Source organism: Paenibacillus hodogayensis (genome assembly GCF_039536325.1).
In the GTDB taxonomy this organism is placed as follows: domain Bacteria; phylum Bacillota; class Bacilli; order Paenibacillales; family NBRC-103111; genus Paenibacillus_AB; species Paenibacillus_AB hodogayensis.
The window spans coordinates 145766-169330 of sequence record NZ_BAAAYO010000010.1 but is presented as its reverse complement, the minus strand read 5'-3'; the positions used below and the strand labels follow the sequence as shown (position 1 = coordinate 169330).

Here is a 23565-nt window from a genome sequence, read left to right as displayed (position 1 = left end):
TATCGGAGGGATTACCGTGTCGTCCAAAGTTAACAAATCCGTTCTTGCAGGAGCCACAGCGGTCCTGCTGGCCACCACGGTACTGACCGCCTGTAGCGGCAGCCCGGACAAAGCGGCAGCCGTGGACAGCGAGCCGACCGCCAAGCCGTTGAAGAAGGACATCAAGGTGCTGTTGTCGCACAACAATTCGGGTTTCGCCTCGAAGGGACCGGAGGACAAAAAGGCCAAGTATTACGCCGAGCTAAGTCGTCTATCCGGTTACAACCTCAGCTATGAATTCCTCGGACACGACATCGATTACCGCTAGCAGCTGGCCCTACGCTTCACCTCTGGGGAACTCGCAGACCTCGTCCGGACGAGCAGCATTGACTGGGAGGTGCATCAGGGAGCCGTGGACCGCGGCGTTTTCATGGAGCTCGGTCCTCTCATCGATAAGTACGCCCCGAACCTGAAGAAGAAAATTCCAGAGGTCGCCTGGAAGAGCCCGAAGGTGTCGAAGAACGGCAAAATCTATGGCATCCCCGTATTGGACGGAGCGGTGGCCGATCGGGTCATCTTCTATCGTCAGGATTACCTGGACAAGCTGAACATGTCCGTTCCGAAGACGCTGGACGAGTTCCTGAAGTTTGCCGAAGGGGTTAAGAATAACGATATGAACGGCGACGGCAACCCGAACAACGAATGGGTCATTTCGCTCACCGACAACATGTCCTGGAACGATATTTTCACCGGCTCGTTCGGGGTCAGACCGGGTACGTGGCATGTGAGAAACGGCAACCTGGAGCCGGACATTATCCAGCCTCAGATGAAGGAAGCAATTGCGTTCTACAAGAAGCTGTATGACAACGGCTATATTGAGAAAGATTTTATTACGAAGAAGCAGGGCGACCGGGGGGCAGATATCAACAAAGGGCTCGTGGCCGCTTGGGGCGCCGCTACTTACCAATATGCCGCCGTCGCCGCACAAGAATACCCTGACCAGCCGAAAGCCGCGATTACGATGGCCGTTCCTCCCAAAGGACCGCGTGGGGAAAACTTCTTCCAGGCCGGGTCGGATCAAGTTTACTTCGTCTGGACCATTCCGAGCGGAACAAAAAATCCGGAAGAAATTATTAAGTTTCTGGAGTGGGCCTGGACGTCGCCGGAAGCCGACAAATTTTTCGCCTACGGTATCAAGGATTCCAATTACACGGAAGAAAACGGCCAGATCAAATACGATCCGAAGGGGCCGAGCAACTCCGAGCTGAATGAGAAGGAATTTTACCAGCTCTCCATCAACGTTCGCGAGAATGGTCTGAACAACCCGTTGGCGCTCAAAGTGCAGCCCAACAGCGATAAAATTCTGAAGGGGTATGATGACGCCAAATCCGTCGTGATGGCCAACGATGCCGTGTACATGTCGCAGCTCAAGGCGATGGACGGACGTCCCGAACTGAACCCGGGCTTCGTAGCCGGCAGCCTGTTCTACGATTGGTTCGTGAAGCTCGTCGTCGGCAAGGAAGACTTGGACAAGGGCTTCGACACCTTCGTCTCCGAGTGGAAAAAGCGCGGCGGAGACGCGGCCATCAAGGAAGCGACCGACTGGTACAACGCCTACATGAAGAAGTAGCGCTACAACCAAAATGCAGGAAAGGCCCTCTGGAGCTAGTAACTGGAGGGCCCTTTCCTTGGAAGGGAGATGATTCAATTGTTTCGAAAAGCCAAGTCGATCGACGCTTTGGCGTTGACGCTTCTAGCGCTGCCGGCCCTGGCCCATTTTGTGATATTCAAGTACATTCCGCTCTTCGGCAACGTGATTGCCTTCCAGGACTACAACATTTTCTCCGGGATGTTTCATAGCAAGTGGGTCGGGTTCAAGCATTTCGCGTTCATGTTCCAGTATGCGGAATTCATGATGGTGCTCCGCAACTCGCTGAAGTTCGGCCTCTACTCGATCCTCTTCGGATTCCCGGCTCCCTTGCTGCTCGCTCTGTTCTTGAACGAGATCCGGCTCAGCTGGTTCAAGCGGACGGTCCAGACGCTGCTCTACCTCCCTCACTTCCTGTCCTGGGTCATCGTGGGCGGCATTTTCACGGAGCTGCTGGCCCGCACGGGGCTGATCAATCAAGCGCTCGCGAGCTTCGGATTCGAGCCCGTCTCCTTCCTGACCGAACCCCGTCACTTCATGGGCATCGTCATCAGCCTCGGGGTCTGGAAGGAGGTCGGCTGGTCGATGATCATCTATTTGGCGGCCATCTCCGGCATTAACCCGAATTTGTACGAGGCTGCCATGGTCGACGGCGCGGGGCGCTTCCAGCGTGCCTGGCACATCACCCTTCCCTCGCTCATGCCGGCGATCGTCGTCCTCCTGCTGCTTCAGATCGGCCATATTCTGGATGCGAACGTGGAGCAGGTGCTGTTCTTCCTCAATCCGCTCGTGCGTGAAGTCGGCGATGTGTTCGATACGTATGTATACCGAGTCGGCCTGATGGGCGGGCAGTACAGCTATACGACGGCGATCGGGCTGTTCAAGGCGCTTGTAGGCGTCCTGCTCGTCGTCGGATTGAATACGCTGAGCCGCAGGACGACCGGGGAAAGCATCTATTAGGAGGAGTCGTACTATGAAGACGTACCGCACGGAGCAGACGTTTCAGTGGGTGAACGCCATCTTCTTCGTCATCCTATGCTTCACCATGATCTCCCCGATGATCCACCTGCTCGCTGTCTCGCTCAGCGATCCGCTCTATGCGAACAACAAGCTGGTCGTCCTGTGGCCCAAAGGCTTCCAGACGAGCATCTACGAATCCCTTCTGCGCATGAAGGACATGTGGAGAGCCATGGGCGTCAGCGTCTATATTACTCTGATGGGGACGTTCCTTTGCCTGCTGCTCACATCCGCGCTCGCTTATGCGCTCATCCGGCCCGCGATGCCGGGTCGGAAGCTGCTCCTGAAGCTCATCCTCTTAACGTTCATTTTCCCAGTGCCGCTCATCCCGAGTTATCTGATCGTGAAGGAGCTGGGCATGATCAATTCGCTCTGGGCGCTCATCGTTCCCGGAGCGGTCGGCGCGTACAATGTTTTCATCATGAAGACGTTTTTCCAAAGCGTGTCCTCCGAGCTTGTAGATGCGATGAAAATCGATGGAAGCGGAGAATTCGGCGTCTACGCCCGGCTCGTCTTGCCGCTCTCGGGACCCGTGCTCGCCACCATCGCGCTCTTCCACTCGGTCGGCACATGGAACGCTTACTTCGGAGCCATGATTTACATTCGTTCCAAAGATTTGTTCCCGCTCCAGCTGAAGCTCAAAAATATGGTGGCATCCAGTGCGACCGATTCGGGGCTCGACCATATCGCCATCGATTCCGGAGTGCTGTCCAGTCCCGAGACGATTAAAGCAGCTGCGATCCTGTTCACCACGCTGCCGATCCTGATCGTCTATCCGTTTCTGCAGAAGTACTTTGTTAAGGGCGCCATGCTCGGGTCCTTGAAAGAATAAGGAGGGCTTGCTCATGGAAAAGAGTGAGAGCGTGAACTGGAGTGGCCGTGTCATGGTAGAATCGCCTGAATCGCCGCTTACGTTCCTTGTTTCGGCCCCGATGAAGTGGCTCTATAGCTGGGGCCGATTCGATCTTCGGGATGCGCTCGGTAAGCTGGTTTGCTTCACGAACCCGATCTCATCGGGACAGAAGAAGCCCGCTGTCCGAACATGGGGAGAGCTGCTGGATAAGGAGGGCATCAAGCTGGATTAAGCTTGGGGCCAGTACAAAGTCAGACCTTGAACGGTACCCTTGGAAATAGACTGAATGCGGCCGACCAAGGCAACTACGCTCGCTGGATCTGGGCGGTGTATGTGTTCGGCCTATGGCAAGCGACGTACATGCAAGGTGTGGCTGCGCCGGGACTTGGCCTGGAGCGGCGCTTTAAGTCGACCGGGAGTTAGAGAGCTAGAGAAACGGAGAGAGGATGGAGAGGATAACATATGGGACGCTACAAATTGCTTGCGATCGACATGGACGGCACGTTACTGAATGAGGAATCGCTCATCTCCGACGACAACTGCATTTGGATTCACAAAGCGCTGGAGGGGAGTTTCCCTCATCCTGTCGACCGGACGCGGGGTGCACGAAGTATATCCGTATACGGATGAGATCGGCTCAAGACCCCGATCGTTTCCGTGAACGGCAGTGAGGTGTGGAAGGAGCCCCGCGTGCTGCTGACTCGGCATCTGATGAAACCCGAATGGATTCGGCGCTTGCACGAAATGGCGGTTGAGCACGACACCTGGTTCTGGGCTTATTCGGTCGAGGGCGTGTACAACCGGAACAACTGGGTGCAGGAGGAGCTGGAGACGCTCATGAATGTCGAGAAGCACAGCGGAGAGGAAATTGAATATATAATTGTGAGATGTGACGATGGGAGTAAAATCATGGTACGCTGCTTAAATACAACGAACTATTTCATGGTTTATGAAATGACTGAAAAAAGGGTAGTGAGTCGCCATTAACATTCTATTAATATATATAGTAGTAGCTATCCATTTGGAAGAAGTAAGTCCTGCGGTTCGTTTGGAGAATCGCAGGACTTTTTCTTTTTCCCTATACTATTACTCCAGTATAAAGCCTTTAAAATCCAATCTGGCCGCTTCACCCGAATAGGTTTCCAGCTTATAGAGCCCGAATTCCAGCTGCCCGAGTACCGTTTCAGCTTCGTTCAGCGTCTGGCGCAACCCGTTTATGCGGACGTAAGTGTCCGAAGGGCCCGTTTTGTAAGCTTTTAACGTCAGCTTCCGGTTGGCGCACACGAATACCCATGCGGACAAGAGCGGCATGTCGGTCCTGTCGGGTTTCTCGTAATCGACCCAAACGTCGAATTCGTCCGACGGCACTTCCGGCATCGTCAGCCAATCCTCGGGCACGCAGTCAAAAACGCGTTGACTGGAGTAGCCGATTTTCATATAGCCGTCCGCTACAATCGTTCTCGGACAAAGCCGGGAGAACAGAAACTCCGCCTCCGCCTTGTGGCCGGCATCGCCGAAATGCAGCCTGTCGGAGATCAGGGTACGCGCTGGGATGGAGGAGTACATGAGCAGCATTTCGGTAAATCGGTTCATGTCGATGAAGGGCAAGCCGTATTGCTGCGCCAACTCCCGCTTCACTTCGTTGGCGACGGAAATATGCTCGCTCGTTCTCATCGGATACGTGCCGGCGTACTCCGTTTGAACGCCGGGTCCGACGATGGCTTGAGTCGTCAACAGGAACGGTTGAATGCCCCTATCCCAGAACCAGCCGGCGATTTGCCGAATCGATTGCTTAAAGCCGTCCCGATAAGCCTTCTCGTTAGGGAAACCGAGCCGGTCGTTAATGCCGAAGCCGATGCCGATCATGCGGACATCGCTGTAGGCGGATGCTTCGCCGAATTCTTGGTCCAGCATCGTAACTCCCCAGCTCGCCGTTTGTCCGCTGAAGCCGGCGTTGTAAATGCGCAGCTCCGCGTTGTTCGCAGCTTGTCGCAACAAGCGCTCCAGCACGGATGAAAATGCGTGGGGCGGCACATGATCCGTTCCCGGCGTATTGCGCGTCCAGTCCGTCGTATTGGCTCCGTCCACCGTGCTGTCGCCGAAGAAGGCGATCGGGAACTTGCTTCCGGCAAGCCACTCGGTCCAGGCATCGTTAAACGTATAGATCGGTTCGCGTAGTCGTATATCGTCCGTATGTATCATTCGCTCCTTGTTCACTAGAGGCACCTCCGCGATGAATCTTGTCTTGTCCAAAGCCAAATGTTACATCATTTTTGCAGGAAAAGCTATAACGAGAAACAAGCCAAAACCAGACTTAGGTCCGGCCGGACCTCCGGACATTCGGACTGCGAGAATTATGTTCATTTTTGCTAAAGTAGGGAAGGAAAGCCGATCGGATGCTCCAGCAACGATGGCCACTATTTGGTCAGGAGGGAACGTATCATGCTGGACATACGGCATGTCAGCAAGAAATACAGCCAACACTTAGGGACTGCAAGAGATCGATCTGCGCATCGAGCGGGGCATTCTCGGGCTACTTGGCCCAAACGGGCGCGGGAAAATCGACGCTGATGCGCCTATTGGCCACCCTCTCGACGCCGACGAACGGAACGATTTACTGGACGGCGTCGATATCGTCAAGCACCCTGAACAGCTCCGCAGCGTACTCGGCTATTTGCCGCAAGATTTCGGCGTGTATCTAGCGTTTGGCGACCTCTTTTATGAAGCGGCATACTTTTTCCGGCGTACAGGCACTTGTGGGCGGATACCTACATAAACTGTGAGTATCTCTTCATAAGGGGTGACACATGTGCTCGGAATCGTCTCGAGTATCGGGTTATTCATTAAGCAATTGCTGCTTCTCGTCTCATACGTCAAGAACAACGCCTTCCCCCAGCCTCTTACGGAAGAGGAAGAAATGAAGCATCTGAAGCTGATGGCCGGAGGGAGCGAGGTATCCCGGAACATCCTGATCGAACATAACTTGCGACTTGTGGCACATATCGTCAAAAAGTTCGACAACACGGGAGAGGACCTCGAGGATTTGATCTCCATCGGCACGATCGGTCTAATCAAGGCGATCGAATCGTTTTCGCCCGATAAAGGGACGAAGCTCGCTACGTTCGCGGCGAGATGTATCGAGAACGAAATTTTGATGCACTTGCGTTCCTTGAAGAAAACCCGCAAGGACGTTTCCCTCCACGATCCGATCGGAACGGATAAAGAGGGCAACGAAATTACGCTGATCGACATTTTGGGTACGGAAGCCGACGATGTCGTGGATAAAGTGCAGCTGAAAATCGAGAAATCGAAAATTTACAAAAACCTGGACATTCTCGACGACCGCGAAAAGGAAGTGGTGGTCGGCCGCTTCGGCCTGGAGCATGGCGGAGAAGAGCGCACGCAGCGGGAAATCGCCAAAGAGCTCGGCATCAGCCGCTCGTATGTGTCGCGGATCGAGAAGCGGGCGCTCATGAAGCTTTATCATGAGTTTTATAAGGCGAAGCGGTGATTAACTAAAAAAGCATGATCGATTAGTACATTCAGATCGATCATGCTTTTTAGTATGTGTCAGCAAGAAGTCGCGTAGGAATCCTTGTAGATCCTTCGATAGTTTGGGCTGGGACAAGAATTCAGACGGTAAAAGTAGGCTTTTAACACAGCAGGGATGGGGTCATCTGACTCCATCTTTTTTTTGTTGCAAGGTTTTGGGGAGCGAAACATTTATAAGTTGATTACAAAATGAATGTTAAGAAAGTACATTTTATTATTTTTTTGCAAAAGTATAATTATTGGCATAGGAGGTCTTAAAAGATTGGCAGCCAAAAATGCTGAAGAGGGATGATAAAAGTGAAAGCGGTTTTAGACAACGTTGGCGGCAACTACAAAATAAAGAAAAAGGGCAGTTTCGTGCGCAGCATAAAAAGAGATGTTCTGTTATATGTACTCTTACTTCTGCCAATAGCTTACATCGCCATCTTTAAATATGCTCCAATTTACGGCGTATTAATGGCTTTCCAAGATTATAACATGTTCCAGGGAATCAGCGGGAGCGAGTGGGTTGGGCTCGACGTCTTCAACTTCATTTTTCATCAAAATAGTTTTTATCGCGCTCTTGCCAATACGCTCGTTTTAAACTTTCTGGATTTGGTAGCGGGTTTCCCGGCCCCGATTATACTGGCCATTTTATTGAATGAACTCCGGCATGTAAGATTCAAAAAAGTGACTCAAACGATCTTGTATTTACCGCACTTTTTATCTTGGGTCATTATTGGAGGTATGGTATACCTGATGTTTTCTTCAGGCGGCATGGCGAACAGCGTCTTGTCCAGCCTGGGCTTCGGCAAGATTGAGTTTCTTTCTCAAAAAACGAACTGGCTGATCATGTATATAGCTGTCGGGGTATGGCAAAGTGTAGGCTGGGGGACAATCCTCTATTTAGCATCCATCGTCGGGATCAATAAGGAGCTGTATGAGGCTTCCGATATCGACGGGTGCAGCAGGCTTCGTAAAATATGGCATATTACTTTGCCTGGAATGAAGTCTACGATTATGGTTTTGCTTATTTTGCAAATCGGCAGGATGGTCTCGATCGGATTCGATCGTCCGTTTGTTATGGGGAATTCCTTGGTCAGCGAATACTCCGATGTGATCAGCACCTATGTGTACAGAATCGGCATCGGGTCTGGAGACTTCTCGCAGGCCACGGCAGTTGGATTATTTCAATCCGTTGCAGGGTTACTATTTTTAGTGTCAGCAAATTTCGTTGCCAAAAAAATTGGCGAGCAGGGCATTTGGTAAGGAGTGTGGCTTCGATGAACAGCAGAAAAAGAATGAATTGGGCCGATCTAGTCATCATCCTATTTATAACTGGGGTAGCGCTTACTTGCCTTGTTCCGTTTTTGTATATGATTGCGCTTTCTTTGAGCTCCAATAACGCGATTATTTCGCAGAAGGTATCTCTTTGGCCGGTAGGGTTCACCTTTGAAACGTACAAAACGATCTTAAGCGATGTTGAAATGATTTATACGCTCGGGTATACGATTGTACTTACGATTGTATATACCGTTTTGTGCATGTTTTTGACCGTATGTGCTGCGTATCCGTTGACAAAGAAAAGATTAAAGGGAAGAAACTTTTTATTAACGGTTATGGTCATCACGATGTATTTTAGCGGAGGTTTGATACCAAACTATCTTTTGGTAAAAAACCTGGATTTGATGAATACGGCCTGGAGCTTGGTTTTGCCCGGCGCTATGAGCGTTTTCAATGTCATCATCCTAAAAACCTTTTTTGCATCGCTTCCGGAAAGCTTGGAAGAATCGGCCTCAATAGATGGTTGTAGCGACCTAGGAATCCTTGTACGGATTGTACTGCCGCTATCGTTGCCTTCTATTGCGACGTTAAGCCTCTTTTATGCGGTTGACAGATGGAACGGTTTTCAGGACGCCCTCTTTTATATCACGAATAAAAACTTGTATCCGATGCAATTGAAACTGTATCAAATCATCACGGCCAATCAACAATTGGATGTCCAGCAAGGTGAAGGCAGCGTCGGCGCCTATATCGTTCCCGAGTCATTGAAAGCTGCGAGCGTGATGTTTGCGACCGTTCCTATTTTAGTCGTCTACCCCAAGCTTCAAAAATATTTTGTCGACGGTGTAATGACGGGGGCCATAAAGGGATGATACATGAGGCTTGAAGGAGGTGGTGATGGTATCGATCGGGCGGAGTGGCATGATAGGCAGCGGGTATAAGGCTTCGTAATGACTATTGGTAAAGGTGGGGTTAACATGAAAATGCAAAAAATGGCGGTTTTATTGCCGGTCTTGACGCTATTAACAAGCGCTTTGGCAGGGTGCAGCAGCAGCGATAAGCCAAAAGAAAGCCAGCCAACATCCAAAGAAGCTGCAGCGCCTTCAGGTCAGCCGGTTACTTTAACGGTCGAAGTATTTGACAGAGGCGTACAGGGACAGCCGGATTTGAACAATAATACGTGGACCAGGTATATCAACGATAACTTTGGAAAGCAGAACAATGCCATTGTAAAATTTGTTCCGGTGCCCCGGTCACAAGAAATCGATAAGCTCAATGTGTTGATGGCGGCAGGCGAGGCGCCTGATATATCCTTTACTTACGACAGTGCAACCGTATCGAGATACTCGAAAATAAACGGGATTATGCAATTGAATGATCTATTGGCCAAGGATGGGAAGGAATTAACGAAATATCTGGGAAAAACGGTTCTTACCTATGGGCAGTTTGATGGGAAGCAAATGGCGATTCCGGCGAAACGAACTTCGCTGGCATGGAACGGCATGTTTATTCGCAAAGATTGGCTGGACAAATTGGGCTTGCCGCTTCCAACGACCCGAGATGAATTATATAAAACCTTGGTTGCGTTCCGGGATAAAAATCCGGGTGGCGTAGACGGTGTGATTCCGTGGGGATTGGCAGCAACCGGCATGAATTATTCGTATGGCAATTTAGGCGAGTCCTTCTGGGGGAAACAGTCGGAAGAAGAATTCGTTACAACTCCGAACTGGCTAAAACCCGGAAACAAGGATGCGCTCAAGTTCCTCAACAAGCTGTATAATGAAAAATTAATCAGCCCCGATTTCGCCTTGGACAAAACCGTAAAGCAGGCGAACGCTGACTTGACAAACGGGAAAATCGGATTTTTCATTGCTAACTGGGATTATCCGTTACGGCAAAATATTAGTGAGCCTTTGAAAGCAAATGTGCCTACCGCCAACTTTGTGCCCATTGACACGTTCAAGAACGATGAAGGAAAATACAAAAAAATTGCTTACAATGAAAACGGCGTAAATGTCATTATCCCGAAGAGCAGTAAAAATGCAGAGCTGGCCATTAAATACTTGAACTGGATGTCCGACCCCAAAGTACTATTTTTCCTGCAATTCGGGCAGGAAGGGGTCAATCACAAGATGGTGAATGGTCTTCCACAGGTTATCAATCAAACCGGCGACAATATGCAAACCAGTTATCTGAATCTGGATTATACGTTGGTTGTAAATGGCGTGGAACTTGGCGACCAGCAGAAGAATATTAAGGCTCTGGCTGCATCGGCTCCGGGATACGAGGCGCTTGCAGAACAATCGTACAAAATCAATACGACGGACACGTACACAGCCTTCTTTTTCGATACGCCCAATGAGTCCAATATTAAGTTCGGTAAAACACTTGGGGATATGAATAATCAAATGACGGATAAGCTGATCGTCAGTAAGCCTGCGGAATTCGACAGCTTGTACGATAAGCTGGTTGCGGAATATATGGCAGCAGGCGGGAAGGCCGTTATGGATGAAAACGTGAAAATCTATAAGGCCATGCAAGCGAATAAAAAGTAAACATAAACAGGAACGTTGTTGCGTAAAAAAGCCTATGGACATGCGGCGTTATATCCATAGGCTTTTGTCATAGAACGACTGAGCGTCTTGTTATCTTCTTGGCTGAGAGTTAAACTTTTAACCAATAGGGCAGAATCCTCTATGAAGGAGGTACTTATGTATAGCGTTATTATTATAGATGATGAACCGTGGGCGATAAAAGGAATACGGAATGCATTTAACTGGCATAAATACGGATTCGAAATAACGGGCCAATTTACAAGCGTCCATAAGGCATTGGAGTTTATAAGTGAGGAATGTCCGGATCTTGTTTTTACAGATATAAGAATGCCTGATATTTCCGGCCTTGACCTGATCAAGATCATCAAAGAAAAGGGATTGGATATTGAAGTTGTTATTGTAAGCGGTTTCGCGGAGTTTGCTTATGCGCAGGAGGCATTGAGGTACGGGGCGCTGGATTATTGCTTAAAGCCCCTCGATATAGAGATGGCCGATCCATTAATAGAAAAGCTCGCCTTGCATTTTTCCAAAAAGAGAAGCATGAAAAATAACTTGATCCTGGAGGCGCTAACGTCAGCCGATAAAACGGAATTGAATCGTTTAACGCCATTTTTTGATCATGCATCGGCCTCCTTTTTTCGTGTGCTTATCCTGTATTCAAACAGCGAGCACAAGGAGGATAAAGACTTCACGTTTTTCGACCGCAAACAAATATTGGAAGTGAAATGGGGATCCAAAAAGACGCTGTACATTCTCAAAAGCGACAGGAGATCCGATTTAGAGGATCGACTGGATTATGCAGCTTTCACGGGGTGGGACATAAAAGCGATAGGCATCAGCAGCATTTCCACGAACTATGACCCTATTGCCAAGTTGATCAAGGAAGCGGATCTCGCAGCTTCAAAAATCTTTTTGCATGAAGAAAAAGGCGTATTTGAATACGAGCACAAGCTTGCTGTGGTTAAGCCGTTTATTGATGGAATTTCATCCATGATTCAAGACAGTAAGTTTGAAGACATGCATGACATGCTTGAAAAACTCGTGTATTTCTTCAAGCAAAATCATTTGGGGATGGGAGAGGTGGTTTATTTATGGAATCAAGTGGTCGGCGTGTTAGTGGCTGCCTATTACGAAGAACTGAAAGACCTGGAGCTTGATTTCCTTAATTACTCCGAACTGAAGGAGCGGTTTGAAAACTTCGAGTCCTTATGCAGTTTTTTGTACGACATTTTCCTATACGTCAAGCAGCTGAACAGCCAATCCATCCAGGAAGGCGATATCCTTTCTTATTTTACCCAGATGGTAAAATACATCGACCATCATTATCAGAACAAGCTGTACTTGAAAGATTTATCCGTCCAATTTTTTATTAACCAAGTGTATTGCTGCCAGCTGTTCAAGAAACATTTGGGTAAAACCTTTTCGGAATATGTCACGGAATTAAGGATCAAAAAAGCGTGTGAGCTATTGAAGTATACCGATTTATCCATTGAGGAAGTTGCCACAAAAGTAGGCTATGTCGATTACTATTATTTCAATAAAGTGTTTAAGAAGCAAAGCGGGATAACGCCTTCGAAGTTCAGAAAAAGTTGATGGTTTAGGATCGGAGTGGGGAATGTGCAGATTAGCAGACTGAAACTAAAACATCAGATCCTCCTTATTTTTTTATTTTCGGTCATCATCTTTACATCCATGGAGTTTTATTTTTATTACAGTTTTTATCATTTGACGCATAAAAGAGCTGCCAATTATGGAGATACAATCATTGAACAAACACGCCAAAAGATCGACTCCGTTTTTAAAGATATAAAGGTGAGCACAAGCATAGCCGTGAACAATAAAAAGATACAAGAATTTACGATCGCAGATGATGAATACAAGCGGGATATTGATATCGGCTCTTATGTCATGGATCTAATGGAATATATGAGATCCTTTAATTCTTATGTGAATGGCATTGTTATAAATGACAGGCAAGGAAGACGAATTTACAGTTTGCCTACTGCAAACGGCGATATTTTTTTTGAAAATCAATATGAGGCCTTTATCCATACGTATAAAAACGACAGTCCGTCCGCTGAAAAAGGACAGTTCACCAACCTATTAAAATACGAAAAAACAGGAAGCGACTATTTCTTTTATATAGCGCCTATTATCGAAGCGATTGGCGGGGTTCATTTTTCGCAAAAAACGGGCTATTGTTCCGTTATGGTTGACATGGAAAAGATGCAGGAGCTTGTGGAAAATACGGATTTAACGCCTAACTCCGCTTTGTATATTTTAAACAGCCGAGATGAGGTCATCGCATCCAATCATGCCAATTACCGTGGCATTTTATTCAAGGATATACTGGCAGCAAATCGGAATCATTTTACCAATGGGGTGAAGACCAAAATAGACGGGGAAGACGTCATCGTTCAGGAAAAAGGGTTGGAGCAGGCGGACGGATGGCGGATCGTAAGCATTATTCCGCTGCACGAATTGACGGCGGACATGAACGCGATTAAAAACATCAGTATTATAGCCGGAATCGGCATCGTTCTGAGCATGATGCTTCTCGGTTACTTTTTCTTGAATAATTTGACGCGGCCGGTCATGGGGCTTGTAGCGGATATGAGGAAAATCGGCAATCGGAATATGGGCTTTCGGATCAAGGTGCGCTCGACCAATGAAGTTGGCGTCTTGGCCTATTCGATCAATAACATGATTGACAATATGGAAGAGATGGCAAGCAATATATGGAATACGCAAGCAAGATTATACGAGTCGGAGCTCAGCAAAAAGCAGGCTGAATTTTCGGCTCTGCAAAGTCAAATCAACCCTCATTTCCTTTATAATACATTAAATTGCATCAGCAGTATCGGCTTGGAATACGGCAGCAAGGAAATCGCGCAGATCACTTCATGCATGTCGAAGATCTTTCGATATAGCATTAAAGAAGATGAGCTTGTTTTGATTCACGAAGAAATTCAATGCATTAAAGCCTATCTCCAAATTATTTCCATTCGTTATGAGAACAAATTCTCTATGGAAATCCATGTTGATGAGAAGCTATTGGACATGAAAACGCCTAAAATGATTTTGCAGCCTATCGTGGAAAACTCCGTCTATCACGGGCTTGAAAGTATGGACGCAGGAGGACAGCTTCGTGTGAGCGGTCATATCGATGCTAACGGAGATGTATGCTTTCAAGTAACCGATTCGGGCAAAGGGATCGGCAAAGACGAGCTTGAGAGCTTGAAAGGGAAGCTGGACAAGGACTATTCGGAGATTGCGAAAAACAGTCCGGATGGGAGAAGTATCGGTCTTTTCAATATCAATAACAGGATCAAGCTGCTGTTTGGAGAGGGCTACGGGGTTGAAATCGAAAGTGAGATCGGTTGGGGAACGACCGTAATCGTCAAGATCCCCAACATTTGAACAGCGCGATTCATACCTCTTCATGAATTTCGATCCGTTCTACTCCATGACTTGACTTTTACAGTGAAAATGCTCAATACGACGGACAGGATCACGTAGGTCCAGAAACCGTGAATCTCAAATCCCGGTAAATATCGATCAAGCAGCCATAATTTGATTGGAGTCAGCACAAGAGAAGCCAAGATTAATAAAGGCGTAGTTAAGCAGCCGATGCCCACTACAATGGAAACGAATGAAACGGTAAGCAATAATCCGTAAAGAAAACTGATCACGAACATAAGGATGGTTGCAAGGATCAAGGTTTTGGTATCCGATATGGCTATGTACTCATGAAAGTATTCATTCCCAAGCCAAAAAACAAGAAGTGTAACCAGTAAATGAAGCAGATTTCTCAAGGTTAGCCCCCCTAACTTCATCAATGGGTCAAGATAGGCGGCTTTCATATGAAAGCCCTTGCGCGGCGAGAATACTCTTATCATACAGGTTGAAAAGAAGATTGCCAATACCGCGGCGATCTGTCTTGTTCTATCCATGTAGACGGACACGCTGCCATAATCGCCCTTGTGCCAGTGATCTTCACCCTCTTCTCGACAAAGATATTCTAATACAGTAGAATATAACTATTCATTCTACTATAGTAGAATTCGTGGAGAAATGAGGTGCTTTCCTATGAGTATGAAGCTGTTCGACAGCGAGCTGCATATTATGGAAATTTTGTGGAGAGAGGGTGAAACTACGGCAAAGAGGATTGCAGAAATGACGAAGGAAAAGATAGGGTGGAGCAAGACAACAACCTATACGATCATCAAGAGGTGCCTTGATAAAGGGGCGATTGAACGGCAAGAGCCCAATTTCGTGTGCCGTGCGCTTGTTACGCGGGAGCAGGCGCAGGAACATGAAACAACAGAACTTATCAATAAGATGTATAATGGCGCTCCGGACAGGCTGATGGCTTCGCTTTTGGGAAGGAAGCAGCTGACGACCGAGGAAATTAACCGCTTGAAACAACTGATTGAGAGTTTGGAATGATGTGGGGCATATCATTGCTTGATATGAGTGTATCAGCTTCCCTCTATATTTTTGCGGTCGTATGCTTTCGTTTCCTGCTCTTACATAAGGTTCTGAAAATGACCTTTACCTTTCTTTGGGTTGTTGCGTTACTTCGGCTGCTTGTTCCTGTTTCCGTTCATTCGCCATTTAGTTTTTTTACGGCAGTCAATCATGTAGGCAGGTTGTTTACGGTACAAGAGAGCATAGCCTTAACGCAAAGCTCCCCCATTTCAAATGGCGGTACGGTTACCGTGCCCCCCATAGCAGATAGTATGACACCATTACCCGCAGCACTGGAGCTGACTTCATCGCTATCGCCTTTTGTGCTGGCATGGCTTATTGGTTTTACGTTATGCGCTTTGTTTTTCATCATCCCGCATTTGCGGTGTCGTCCTCATTACAGCATGTCGTTGCCGATTGAAAAGGAGTTCATCCAACAATGGCAGAAGTCGAATCCTTTATGGCGAAAGGTGCAAATCCGGCAGTCGGATACCATTTTGACTCCGCTCACGTATGGTATTTTTCAGCCTGTCGTACTTTTGCCGAAACATATCGATTATACCGATGAAAAACAACTCGAGCTTATCCTCACCCACGAATATATTCACATCAAGCGATTTGACACACTCAAAAAATGGTTGCTTGCCGCTGCCGTGTGTGTCCATTGGTTCAATCCTTTCGTGTGGGTCATGTACATCGTTGCGAACCGGGACATCGAGCTATCCTGTGATGAAAGGGTCATATGGACATTTGGGGAAAGCATGAAGCCTGTTTATGCGATGGCACTTGTTCATTTGGAAGAAAAGAAAAGCGGACTGTCCCCCAGCGTTAGTCATTTTGCCAAAAACTCGGTTGAAGAAAGGATTATATCGATTATGAAAACCAAGAAAATCACAACAGCGAAGATGCTGCTCGGTATTGTGATTGTGGCCGGAACCGTTTCGGTTTTTGCGACTTCTGCGCGGGACGAAACGGAAGCGGCTCCGGGTGTCGAGAAGCTTGCGGCCGAAAGCGGACCCGCCTTATATCAAGGCGAATCCTCGACAGCGTTAATGCCGATAGATTTAACCTTTACCAAAACGGACGTGCCGCAGTTGATGGACCGGCTTACCGCTTCAAAGTACAGGGCGGTTTATGTGGACAACGAGATGGTTCTGCGCGTAACGAATGATAACTCCGTATGGATTAGCAAGGACAACGGGGCCGCTTGGGAAAAATATGATACTGACCGTGTCGACGCCAAAGTGTTTGCCGACTGGCTTCTAAGAAATGATCCGAATCCGGGCTATTCCATGAAAGAAATCCAGAGTCGGTTGGCAAACGGAGCAGAGGTACAACATATCAAGTTTGAGAACGGAAAGGAAATGTATGTTGTCGTAGACGGAAGCGGCTTACAGATTGAGCTTGTTCAGCCTGAAAAAATAGCTTCTGTCCTGATTGACGGACAAAGAATGATGATCACTTCCGAGAGATTCCCCATGCTTATATCCGCGCAGCTGCTGAAGTCATTTTATGACTTGTTAGCTTCCAACAATATATTGACGGAAAAGGAAGCCAAACAAGATTATTCGGAAAGAATAAAGCATTTTAAAGAAAATGATACGTTCTTTACGGTAACGAATTAAATATGATGCAGGTACAGCCAAAACCAGCAAAGACGTTTCTCTGCACGATCGGATCGGAATGGATAAAGAAGGCAACGAAATTACGCTAATCGATATTTTGGGTACGGAATCTACCCTTCGGGCCTAATCTACCTAGCGGCCATATTCCGCTTCCTATGCAAGACGCAATAAATAAGCACAGATAGAGACCCAGGAAGGAACCCAGGGCGATCAGCATCTTATGAACAAGGAGTATTCGGCTCGGTATGAACGAGTAGAAGACTCGGTTCATGCTTGTGGATCGGCCCGCCCTCTACTCGTCGCGAAGCAGCAGCTCCGCAGCCTGAAGCTGCCGGAATTGTCCCGGCGTATGCCCCATGCGCGACTTGAAGAGCTTGCTGAAGTAGCTGACGTTGGAATAGCCGATTTCCCGGCAAATGTCCTCCAGCGAATATTTCGGCTGCAGCAGCAGCTCGCACGCCCGTTTAATCCGCAGGTGGATCAAATAATCGTTGATCGTCGTGCCGGTCGCCTCCTTGAAGATGCGGCTCAAAAACGACGTGCTTCGCTGCACATGCTCGGCTACGGTGTTGATCGTAATGTTGTTGTTGTAGTTCCGGTCCATAAACTCGGTGGCCAGTTGCAGCGTCACATCGTTCAGCTTCAGCCGCTTCTCCCGGTTGTGTTCGACGATCTGCGCACACATCTCCAGCACGCAATGCTCCATATCGCGAAGCGTCTGCGCCCGCGACAGCGGGAACGGCTGGTCGCCGAAGACGGCGGACGGGTCGCCGCCGGTCTGCATCAACGTTTTGACGATCTCCCCGCCAAGCTGGAAGAACAGCTGCTGCACGTTCGCTTTGCCCAGCTTGCGCGTCGCGACCTCCCGCGTAATCTGCCTGACGATCGTCTCGCATTCTTCCTCATTCAACTGCAGCAGCGCTTGCAGCAGCTTCGTCTCAAGCTCGTACGGGTAATAATACGCTTGTTCGTCCTGCTTCCAGCTGCTGACGATCGCATAAGGCACAATTTCGCCTTGGCCGACATACATCTTCAGATTCAACGCCTCGATCGATTCCTCGTAAGCGTTCCGCACCGACGGTATGCCGGAATAAATGCGGCTGATGCCGATCGTTGCGGTCAGGCCGTACCGCTCGCCCAAATCGCGCTGCAGCTTTCCCGCAAGCTCGTACGGAACGTTGTCCGCGCCGACGGGTACCGTCGCCAAAATGACCATCCGCTCATCGTCTCGGACGAAAATTTCCCCGTCCAGCTCCGCTCCGAGTTCCTCCATTAACCCGTACTGAAACAGGTGAAAGTGAAGCTTGTCGTCCGTAGCCCCGAGCAGCTTCGGCTCCTCCAGCTCCAAGGTCAGCACGGCGAAGCGGGCAAAATCCAGCTTCAGCCCGAGCAGCTCCGCCGCGTCGTCGCGCAATCCCGCGGTGCTAGACTCCCGTCCGCTCGTCTTCGGAGCAGCTTCGGCCGCCTCCGTTGTGCGCCGTTCCTGCCCGCGCCTGCTTAAGCCGCCATCGGGCCCCGCCATGTCGTCCAACATTCCGCTGTCCGGCGCGTCCGGCTGCGAAGACGCCGCCGCCAAGCGCCCGGCATCGCCGCTCGGCAGGCCGTCCCCAATGGACGAGGCTTCCGTATGCTTGGCCTCATGCTCGCGCGAGGAAAGCGCTCCCCCCTTGAGCAGATTGCTCAGGTACTTCTCCTTGATCGCCGAGCGATTGTCGCTCAGCAGCGTCTCCACCCGCCGCTTCTCGCTTAGAATCGTCTCTCGGCTGTGGCTCAGCCGCTCGAACGACTGACGGATGAAGCTCGCTTCGTCGGCAGCGGCCAACGGCTCCGTGTGGCCGGGACTGTCCCCGGCGGAGACGGCGGACGCGGCATTGGAGCCGCCAATGTAGGCCATGACAGCTTTGAGCGGACGGTACAGCCTCCGGGAAATATAGAAGGAGAGGCCGATCGCGAGGGCAGCGTAGAAGACGGATACGGCGATCACGATCGTTTTGATCCGGCTCAAGCCTTGCAGCATGGCGGCCTGACTCGTAATGTTGACGAACTTCCAGCCGGTCAGTTCGGACGTCGTATAGGTCACGATTTGCCGGTGGTCGTCGATATAGGAGCCGCTGCCCGCCGCCGAGAAGGCGCCCGTATCCAGCCCGGACACGAGGCTCGATGCCGCTCCGCTCTCGGAGTAGAGCAGCTCGTCGTTCGGTCCGAGCACGAGCGTCGTTCCTTTTTTATGATGGTAATGGCTGAGGAAATCCGTAAACAACAGATCCAGCTTGACATTGACCACGATAGCGCCGTCGAGCTGGCCGATCAGCGGCATTTTCTGCATAAAGCTGGTGGCCCGCGCCCCCTGAGTCAAGCCGTTGGCCCGCCCGGTCAGCCAGACGGTGCGGCTTCCAGCCTCGCGGTCGAACTCCGGCAGCCACGAGCGGTCGGCGAACGTGGACAAGGGAGACATCTTGATGTCCGGGCGGGACGTGATGACGAGATCGAGTTTCTTGTAGACCAAATAAATCGACTCGAGGTACGGACTCAGCTTCTGCTGCTCTTCGAGATGACGGGTCAGGTCGATGAGGGAGCCGACGCTCAGTCTGTTGTCGATCGTGTGGTACAAGTACGTTTGCGTCATCGTCATGCTCGCGGCGATGTTCTTGATGGCGTACAATTCTTTATGGATCAAATCCCGCTGCTGCTGCAAAACCGACTGGTTGTATTCGATCGCGTTCTGCGTGCTCGTATTGGCGGAAATCGTATAGGTGACGGAGGAGATGAGGAGGACGGTGACAATGACGACGGCCGTCATGAACAGCAAGAGCTTCACGAACAACGAACGGTTTCGAATCATCTGACGACCGGACATCGGGATACCTCCTTATTGTGAACGTTTTCAAAACCGTGCGATATGGGATCGCACAACACCGAAATTATAGCACAGATTGCAAAACGATACAGACAAAGCGCGAAAAACATACGAAAAACCAAATAACATAATGGGCGAAAACGGGCCGAAAAGCTTAAAAACATAACGAAAAGCGAATGAAACGATTGTGCGAAAGCCGGCCGCCCGATATTGTAAAGGATGTAACCGTTCCCAAGAACCCGGCCGGGTAAGCGCTTAAAGGGGGCGCCGTTCAAACGAGGGGAGATCGAGTTTGCACATGAAAAGAAAAACGATCGTAATCGCAGTTGCCACCAGTTTGGCTGCAGGCCTGCTGTCCGGATGTGGCGCAGAGAACAACAGCGGCTCCGCCAAGTCGGGGCAGACGGGAGACGCCGCAAAGCCTGTCGAGCTGACATGGGGTATCCACTTCCAAGCGCCGGCAGTCGTGCCCGACACGCAGGTGCAGAAATGGCTGGAACAAAAGTTCAATGTCCGTATCAAACCAATCAAGGTGACCGACGCCAGCATCGCCTCCGGAGAGGTGCCGGACCTGTTCATCCTCGGCGATCCCGCCAACGTTTCCGCTTACCAGGCGCAAGGGGTGCTAATGAGCATCGACCGGAACATGCTGAAGGAGAAAATGCCGGAGTATTACAAGGACGTCGAGAAATCGAGCGAGCTGTTCCAGACGGTCACATTCGGCGACAAGCTGTGGGCGGTTCCGATGTTCATCGATCTGAAGCCTTACGACTTCAATATGCTGTGGCGCAAAGATTGGCTCGATAAGCTCGGGATCGCCAAAATTCCCGAAACGCTCGACGAGTTCGAGCAGGCGGCGTACGCGATTGCCAAAAAAGACCCGGATGGCAACGGCAAGAACGATACGTACGGCTTGACGGGAACCGCCACGTCGACGTGGGGCTCCGGCTTCTATTCGATCTTCGGCGCTTACGGCGTTCAGCCGACGATGTGGCAGCTGAAGGACGGGCAAGTCGTCAACGGCTCCGTCCGTCCCGAAACTAAGGACGCTTTGGCGAAGCTGCGGCAATGGTACGCGGACGGCGTCATCGACCCGGAATTTATTACCGATACGCAGGATTCGTACCGCAAGAAGCTGTATAACGGACGGATCGGCGTCATCGAGGAGCAAATCGGCAGAGGGGCGCTGGAAGACGGCGCGACGATTGTCGGCATGAAGGCGATCAACCCGAACGCGAAGCTCGCCATGGGCAAAAACCCGAAGGGGCCTGGCGGAGACGGAAGCTGGGACTGGGGAATCAAGAGCAATTTCGTCGTCCTCGGCAACAAAGTCAAGGACAATCCGGAGAAGCTGAACAAAATATTCGAAATTTTGCGTGCGGAAAGCAGCGACGAAGAAACGATCAACATCACGAGTCTCGGGGTCAAAGGGACGCAATGGGATTTCGCGGACAGCGGAGCGACTTCGGGCGCGACCAAGTTTCTACCCGGGTTTGAAAAGCAGGAGCAGCGCGATGCGATCGGCGCACGGCTGTTCTCGCTCGGCAACATTACGACGCGCAACTACCGGGACAAATACTCGAATCCGAAGCTGAACGAAGCGGTCCGCGCCTACACGTCCGCACCTCGCTGGACGGACGCGCTTCTGTTCGCGGCACTGCCGTCGGACGGCAAGTATAAGAAAGATTTGACGGCGCTCATGCAAAAGTATTTCGCCCAAATCATCAGCGGAGAAATCCCGCTTTCCGATTTCGATAAATTCGTAACGGAATGGAAGGCGAAGGGCGGCGACGAGCAGACTAAGGAAGCGAACGAGATGTACCAGAAGCAATTCAAAAAATAACCGGCAAAATGACGGGTTCCGCTTCTCGCAAACCATTCGCCATCGGTTCCACCCGGCGGGCGGGAAGCGGGACCTGCTCCAGGGACGTGACTTCTAATGAAAACGATCATCAAGCATCGCGAGCTGTTTGCGCTCTATCTGTTTGCATTCGCCTTTTTCCTCGTATTCAAGTACGGACCGATATACGGCGTCGTCATCGCGTTCAAAGACTTTCGCATCGTCGACGGCATATGGGGCAGTCCGTGGGTCGGATTCAAGCATTTCGAGGCGTTGTTCCAGAACGCCGATTTTTACCGGCTGCTGCAAAATACGCTGCTGCTCAATCTATATTTGCTGTTGTTTGCGTTTCCTGCGCCGATCGTGCTGGCGCTTCTGTTGAACGAAATTCGTTCCCGGCTGTTTCAGCGGTTCGTGCAGATGACGATGTATTTGCCGCACTTTGTATCATGGGTCATCATGTCCGGTCTCGTCATCTACTTTTTGTCGCCGACGACAGGCATCGTGGCCCATATCGTCGAATGGTTTGGCGGGAAGCCGGTTTTCTATATGGGACGCAAAGAATATTTCCGCTCCATCATCGTCGGTTCGGCTATTCTGAAAGACATCGGCTGGGGCTCGATCATTTATTTCGCCGCCTTGTCGGGCATTCATCCGGAGCTGCAGGAATCGGCCACCATCGACGGAGCGAATCGCTGGCAGCGCATATGGCATATCAACATTCCTTCGATCATGCCGACGGTCGCGATTATGTTCATTCTCAGCCTCGGTGGTTTTTTGAGCGCGAACTTCGAACAAATCATCAACCTGCTCAATCCCGTTACGTACGAGACCGGGGATGTGATCGACACCTTCGTGTACCGCGTCGGTCTGCAGCAATTCCAGTACAGCTACACCACGGCGATCGGGTTGTTCAAATCGCTGGTCGGACTGTTGCTCATTCTGGGAGCGAACATGACGGTTCGCAGGCTGAGCCGCGGAGAGAACGGCTTATGGTAGGAGGACGCGCTTCATGAAAAACCAAACTTGGCAAGACAAAATCGGCGTCGGTATCATTTATATCGTACTCGCGGCGCTCGCGATTACGGTTGTATATCCGTTCATTCATGTACTGTCCGTATCGTTGAGCGGACGAGGTGAGGCGCTGCGGACCGGCTTCCATTGGTTTCCGCGCCAGATTACGCTGGAAGCGTACCGCGACGTGGTGAAGTATCCGTTTATCTGGACCGGTTACGGCAACACGCTGTTCCGTATGGCGGTCGGGACTTTTCTGACGCTGCTCGTGACGGTATGCGCGGCGTATCCGCTGTCCCGCACCGAGTTTCCGCTGAAGCGGCTGCTAGTCATGCTGCTTCTGTTTACGATGATTTTCGACGGCGGTATCGTGCCCCATTATTTGCTCCTGAAGGAGCTGCACCTGCTCAACACGCGATGGGTGTATGTGCTGCCGTCTGCGGCGAACGCCTTTCAGGTGCTGGTCATGATCTCGTTCTTCCGCTCAATCCCGGACGCGCTCGTCGAGGCGGCGCGGATCGACGGAGCGCGCGATCTGCGCATTCTCACGCGGATTATGCTTCCGCTGTCAATGCCGGCGCTCGTGACGATCGGCCTTTGGTCGCTCGTCCATCATATCAATGCGTTCATGGACAACCTGCTGTATGTAACCGACCAGAACAAATTTGTGCTGCAGCAGATCGTGCGGCAAATGCTGATCGAGAACCGGCTCGATCCGTTCACGTCGGCGATCAACGAAGTTCCGCCCGCGCCGGAAAGCCTGAAAATGGCGGCGGTTATCGTCTCTGTGCTTCCGGTGTTGGTGGTCTACCCGTTCCTGCTTCGCTACTTCGAGAAGGGGACGATGATTGGCTCGGTGAAAGGGTAGCGGAGCTTCGCTTCGCTGCCTCAC

At 50.3% G+C, this 23565-nt stretch carries 21 protein-coding genes and 2 pseudogenes; 20 read left to right on the top strand and 3 right to left on the bottom strand.

The annotated features are described in order from the left end of the window. Window positions 1–16 precede the first annotated feature (16 nt). From ABD796_RS19920 to ABD796_RS19890, 7 genes are all read left to right on the top strand, one after another. Entirely contained in the window at window positions 17–307 is a 291-nt protein-coding gene (locus tag ABD796_RS19920; protein WP_344910912.1) for a hypothetical protein, read from the top strand. 84 nt (window positions 308–391) lie between these two features. Continuing rightward, the gene (locus tag ABD796_RS19915; RefSeq protein WP_344910910.1) at window positions 392–1609 is read left to right on the top strand and encodes an extracellular solute-binding protein; all 1218 of its coding nucleotides are present in this window, start codon (window positions 392–394) and stop codon (window positions 1607–1609) included. A gap of 69 nt (window positions 1610–1678) precedes the next feature. Continuing rightward, the gene (locus ABD796_RS19910; protein WP_344910908.1) at window positions 1679–2587 is read left to right on the top strand and encodes an ABC transporter permease; all 909 of its coding nucleotides are present in this window, start codon (window positions 1679–1681) and stop codon (window positions 2585–2587) included. Window positions 2588–2600: 13 nt separating this feature from the next. After that, entirely contained in the window at window positions 2601–3476 is an 876-nt protein-coding gene (locus tag ABD796_RS19905) for a carbohydrate ABC transporter permease (protein ID WP_344910907.1), read from the top strand. A 13-nt stretch (window positions 3477–3489) separates the two neighbouring features. After that, window positions 3490–3729 carry a hypothetical protein gene (locus tag ABD796_RS19900; protein ID WP_344910905.1) on the top strand — a complete coding sequence of 80 codons (240 nt, stop codon included), beginning with the start codon at window positions 3490–3492 and terminating at the stop codon, window positions 3727–3729. 230 nt (window positions 3730–3959) lie between these two features. Then, window positions 3960–4127 carry a hypothetical protein gene (locus ABD796_RS19895; protein WP_344910904.1) on the top strand — a complete coding sequence of 56 codons (168 nt, stop codon included), beginning with the start codon at window positions 3960–3962 and terminating at the stop codon, window positions 4125–4127. A gap of 18 nt (window positions 4128–4145) precedes the next feature. After that, complete coding sequence (locus ABD796_RS19890; protein ID WP_344912896.1) at window positions 4146–4484, top strand: hypothetical protein; 339 nt, start codon at window positions 4146–4148, stop codon at window positions 4482–4484. A 99-nt stretch (window positions 4485–4583) separates the two neighbouring features. On the opposite strand, the gene ABD796_RS19885 is transcribed toward ABD796_RS19890, so the two are convergent. Next, a complete protein-coding gene (locus tag ABD796_RS19885; RefSeq protein ID WP_344910902.1) occupies window positions 4584–5714 on the bottom strand; it encodes an SGNH/GDSL hydrolase family protein in 1131 nt (376 codons plus the stop codon). 222 nt (window positions 5715–5936) lie between these two features. On the opposite strand from ABD796_RS19885, the pseudogene ABD796_RS19880 reads away from it, so the two are divergent. From ABD796_RS19880 to ABD796_RS19850, 7 genes and pseudogenes are all read left to right on the top strand, one after another. After that, window positions 5937–6195: pseudogene (locus ABD796_RS19880) on the top strand (ATP-binding cassette domain-containing protein); the annotation flags it as partial. A gap of 111 nt (window positions 6196–6306) precedes the next feature. After that, window positions 6307–7008 carry an RNA polymerase sporulation sigma factor SigK gene (gene sigK, locus ABD796_RS19875; protein WP_344910900.1) on the top strand — a complete coding sequence of 234 codons (702 nt, stop codon included), beginning with the start codon at window positions 6307–6309 and terminating at the stop codon, window positions 7006–7008. A gap of 338 nt (window positions 7009–7346) precedes the next feature. Further along, window positions 7347–8297 carry an ABC transporter permease gene (locus ABD796_RS19870; protein WP_344910899.1) on the top strand — a complete coding sequence of 317 codons (951 nt, stop codon included), beginning with the start codon at window positions 7347–7349 and terminating at the stop codon, window positions 8295–8297. A 14-nt stretch (window positions 8298–8311) separates the two neighbouring features. After that, window positions 8312–9184 (top strand): carbohydrate ABC transporter permease, encoded by an 873-nt coding sequence (locus ABD796_RS19865; RefSeq protein ID WP_344910897.1) that lies wholly within the window; start codon window positions 8312–8314, stop codon window positions 9182–9184. A 105-nt stretch (window positions 9185–9289) separates the two neighbouring features. Then, a complete protein-coding gene (locus ABD796_RS19860; protein ID WP_344910896.1) occupies window positions 9290–10867 on the top strand; it encodes an extracellular solute-binding protein in 1578 nt (525 codons plus the stop codon). 156 nt (window positions 10868–11023) lie between these two features. Further along, a complete protein-coding gene (locus tag ABD796_RS19855) occupies window positions 11024–12460 on the top strand; it encodes a response regulator transcription factor (protein WP_344910894.1) in 1437 nt (478 codons plus the stop codon). A 24-nt stretch (window positions 12461–12484) separates the two neighbouring features. Beyond that, window positions 12485–14287, top strand: coding sequence for a sensor histidine kinase (locus ABD796_RS19850; protein ID WP_344910892.1), 1803 nt, complete (start codon window positions 12485–12487; stop codon window positions 14285–14287). Window positions 14288–14307: 20 nt separating this feature from the next. Here the strand turns inward: ABD796_RS19850 and ABD796_RS35685 are convergent, their stop codons facing one another. Further along, on the bottom strand, window positions 14308–14703 hold the full coding sequence (locus ABD796_RS35685; protein WP_379117670.1) for a phage holin family protein: 396 nt from the start codon (window positions 14701–14703) through the stop codon (window positions 14308–14310). 253 nt (window positions 14704–14956) lie between these two features. Here ABD796_RS35685 and ABD796_RS19845 point away from each other — a divergent pair, with 253 nt between their 5' ends. The 3 genes and pseudogenes from ABD796_RS19845 to ABD796_RS19835 form a co-directional block, all read left to right on the top strand. After that, entirely contained in the window at window positions 14957–15316 is a 360-nt protein-coding gene (locus tag ABD796_RS19845; protein WP_344910890.1) for a BlaI/MecI/CopY family transcriptional regulator, read from the top strand. After that, on the top strand, window positions 15313–16962 hold the full coding sequence (locus tag ABD796_RS19840; RefSeq protein WP_344910888.1) for a M56 family metallopeptidase: 1650 nt from the start codon (window positions 15313–15315) through the stop codon (window positions 16960–16962). The genes ABD796_RS19845 and ABD796_RS19840 overlap by 4 nt, the downstream gene beginning before the upstream one ends. 19 nt (window positions 16963–16981) lie before the next feature. Continuing rightward, window positions 16982–17074, top strand: a pseudogene (locus ABD796_RS19835) (RNA polymerase subunit sigma-70); the annotation flags it as partial. A gap of 180 nt (window positions 17075–17254) precedes the next feature. On the opposite strand, the gene ABD796_RS19830 reads toward ABD796_RS19835, so the two are convergent. Further along, complete coding sequence (locus ABD796_RS19830) at window positions 17255–19819, bottom strand: helix-turn-helix domain-containing protein (RefSeq protein ID WP_344910885.1); 2565 nt, start codon at window positions 19817–19819, stop codon at window positions 17255–17257. Window positions 19820–20117: 298 nt separating this feature from the next. Here ABD796_RS19830 and ABD796_RS19825 point away from each other — a divergent pair, with 298 nt between their 5' ends. The 3 genes from ABD796_RS19825 (at window position 20118) to ABD796_RS19815 (ending at window position 23541) form a co-directional block, all read left to right on the top strand. Further along, window positions 20118–21662, top strand: coding sequence for an extracellular solute-binding protein (locus ABD796_RS19825; RefSeq protein WP_344910883.1), 1545 nt, complete (start codon window positions 20118–20120; stop codon window positions 21660–21662). 96 nt (window positions 21663–21758) lie between these two features. After that, window positions 21759–22658: an ABC transporter permease gene (locus ABD796_RS19820; RefSeq protein ID WP_344910881.1), complete on the top strand. Its 900-nt coding sequence runs from the start codon at window positions 21759–21761 to the stop codon at window positions 22656–22658. Window positions 22659–22671: 13 nt separating this feature from the next. Next, complete coding sequence (locus tag ABD796_RS19815) at window positions 22672–23541, top strand: carbohydrate ABC transporter permease (RefSeq protein WP_344910880.1); 870 nt, start codon at window positions 22672–22674, stop codon at window positions 23539–23541. Window positions 23542–23565 lie beyond the last annotated feature (24 nt).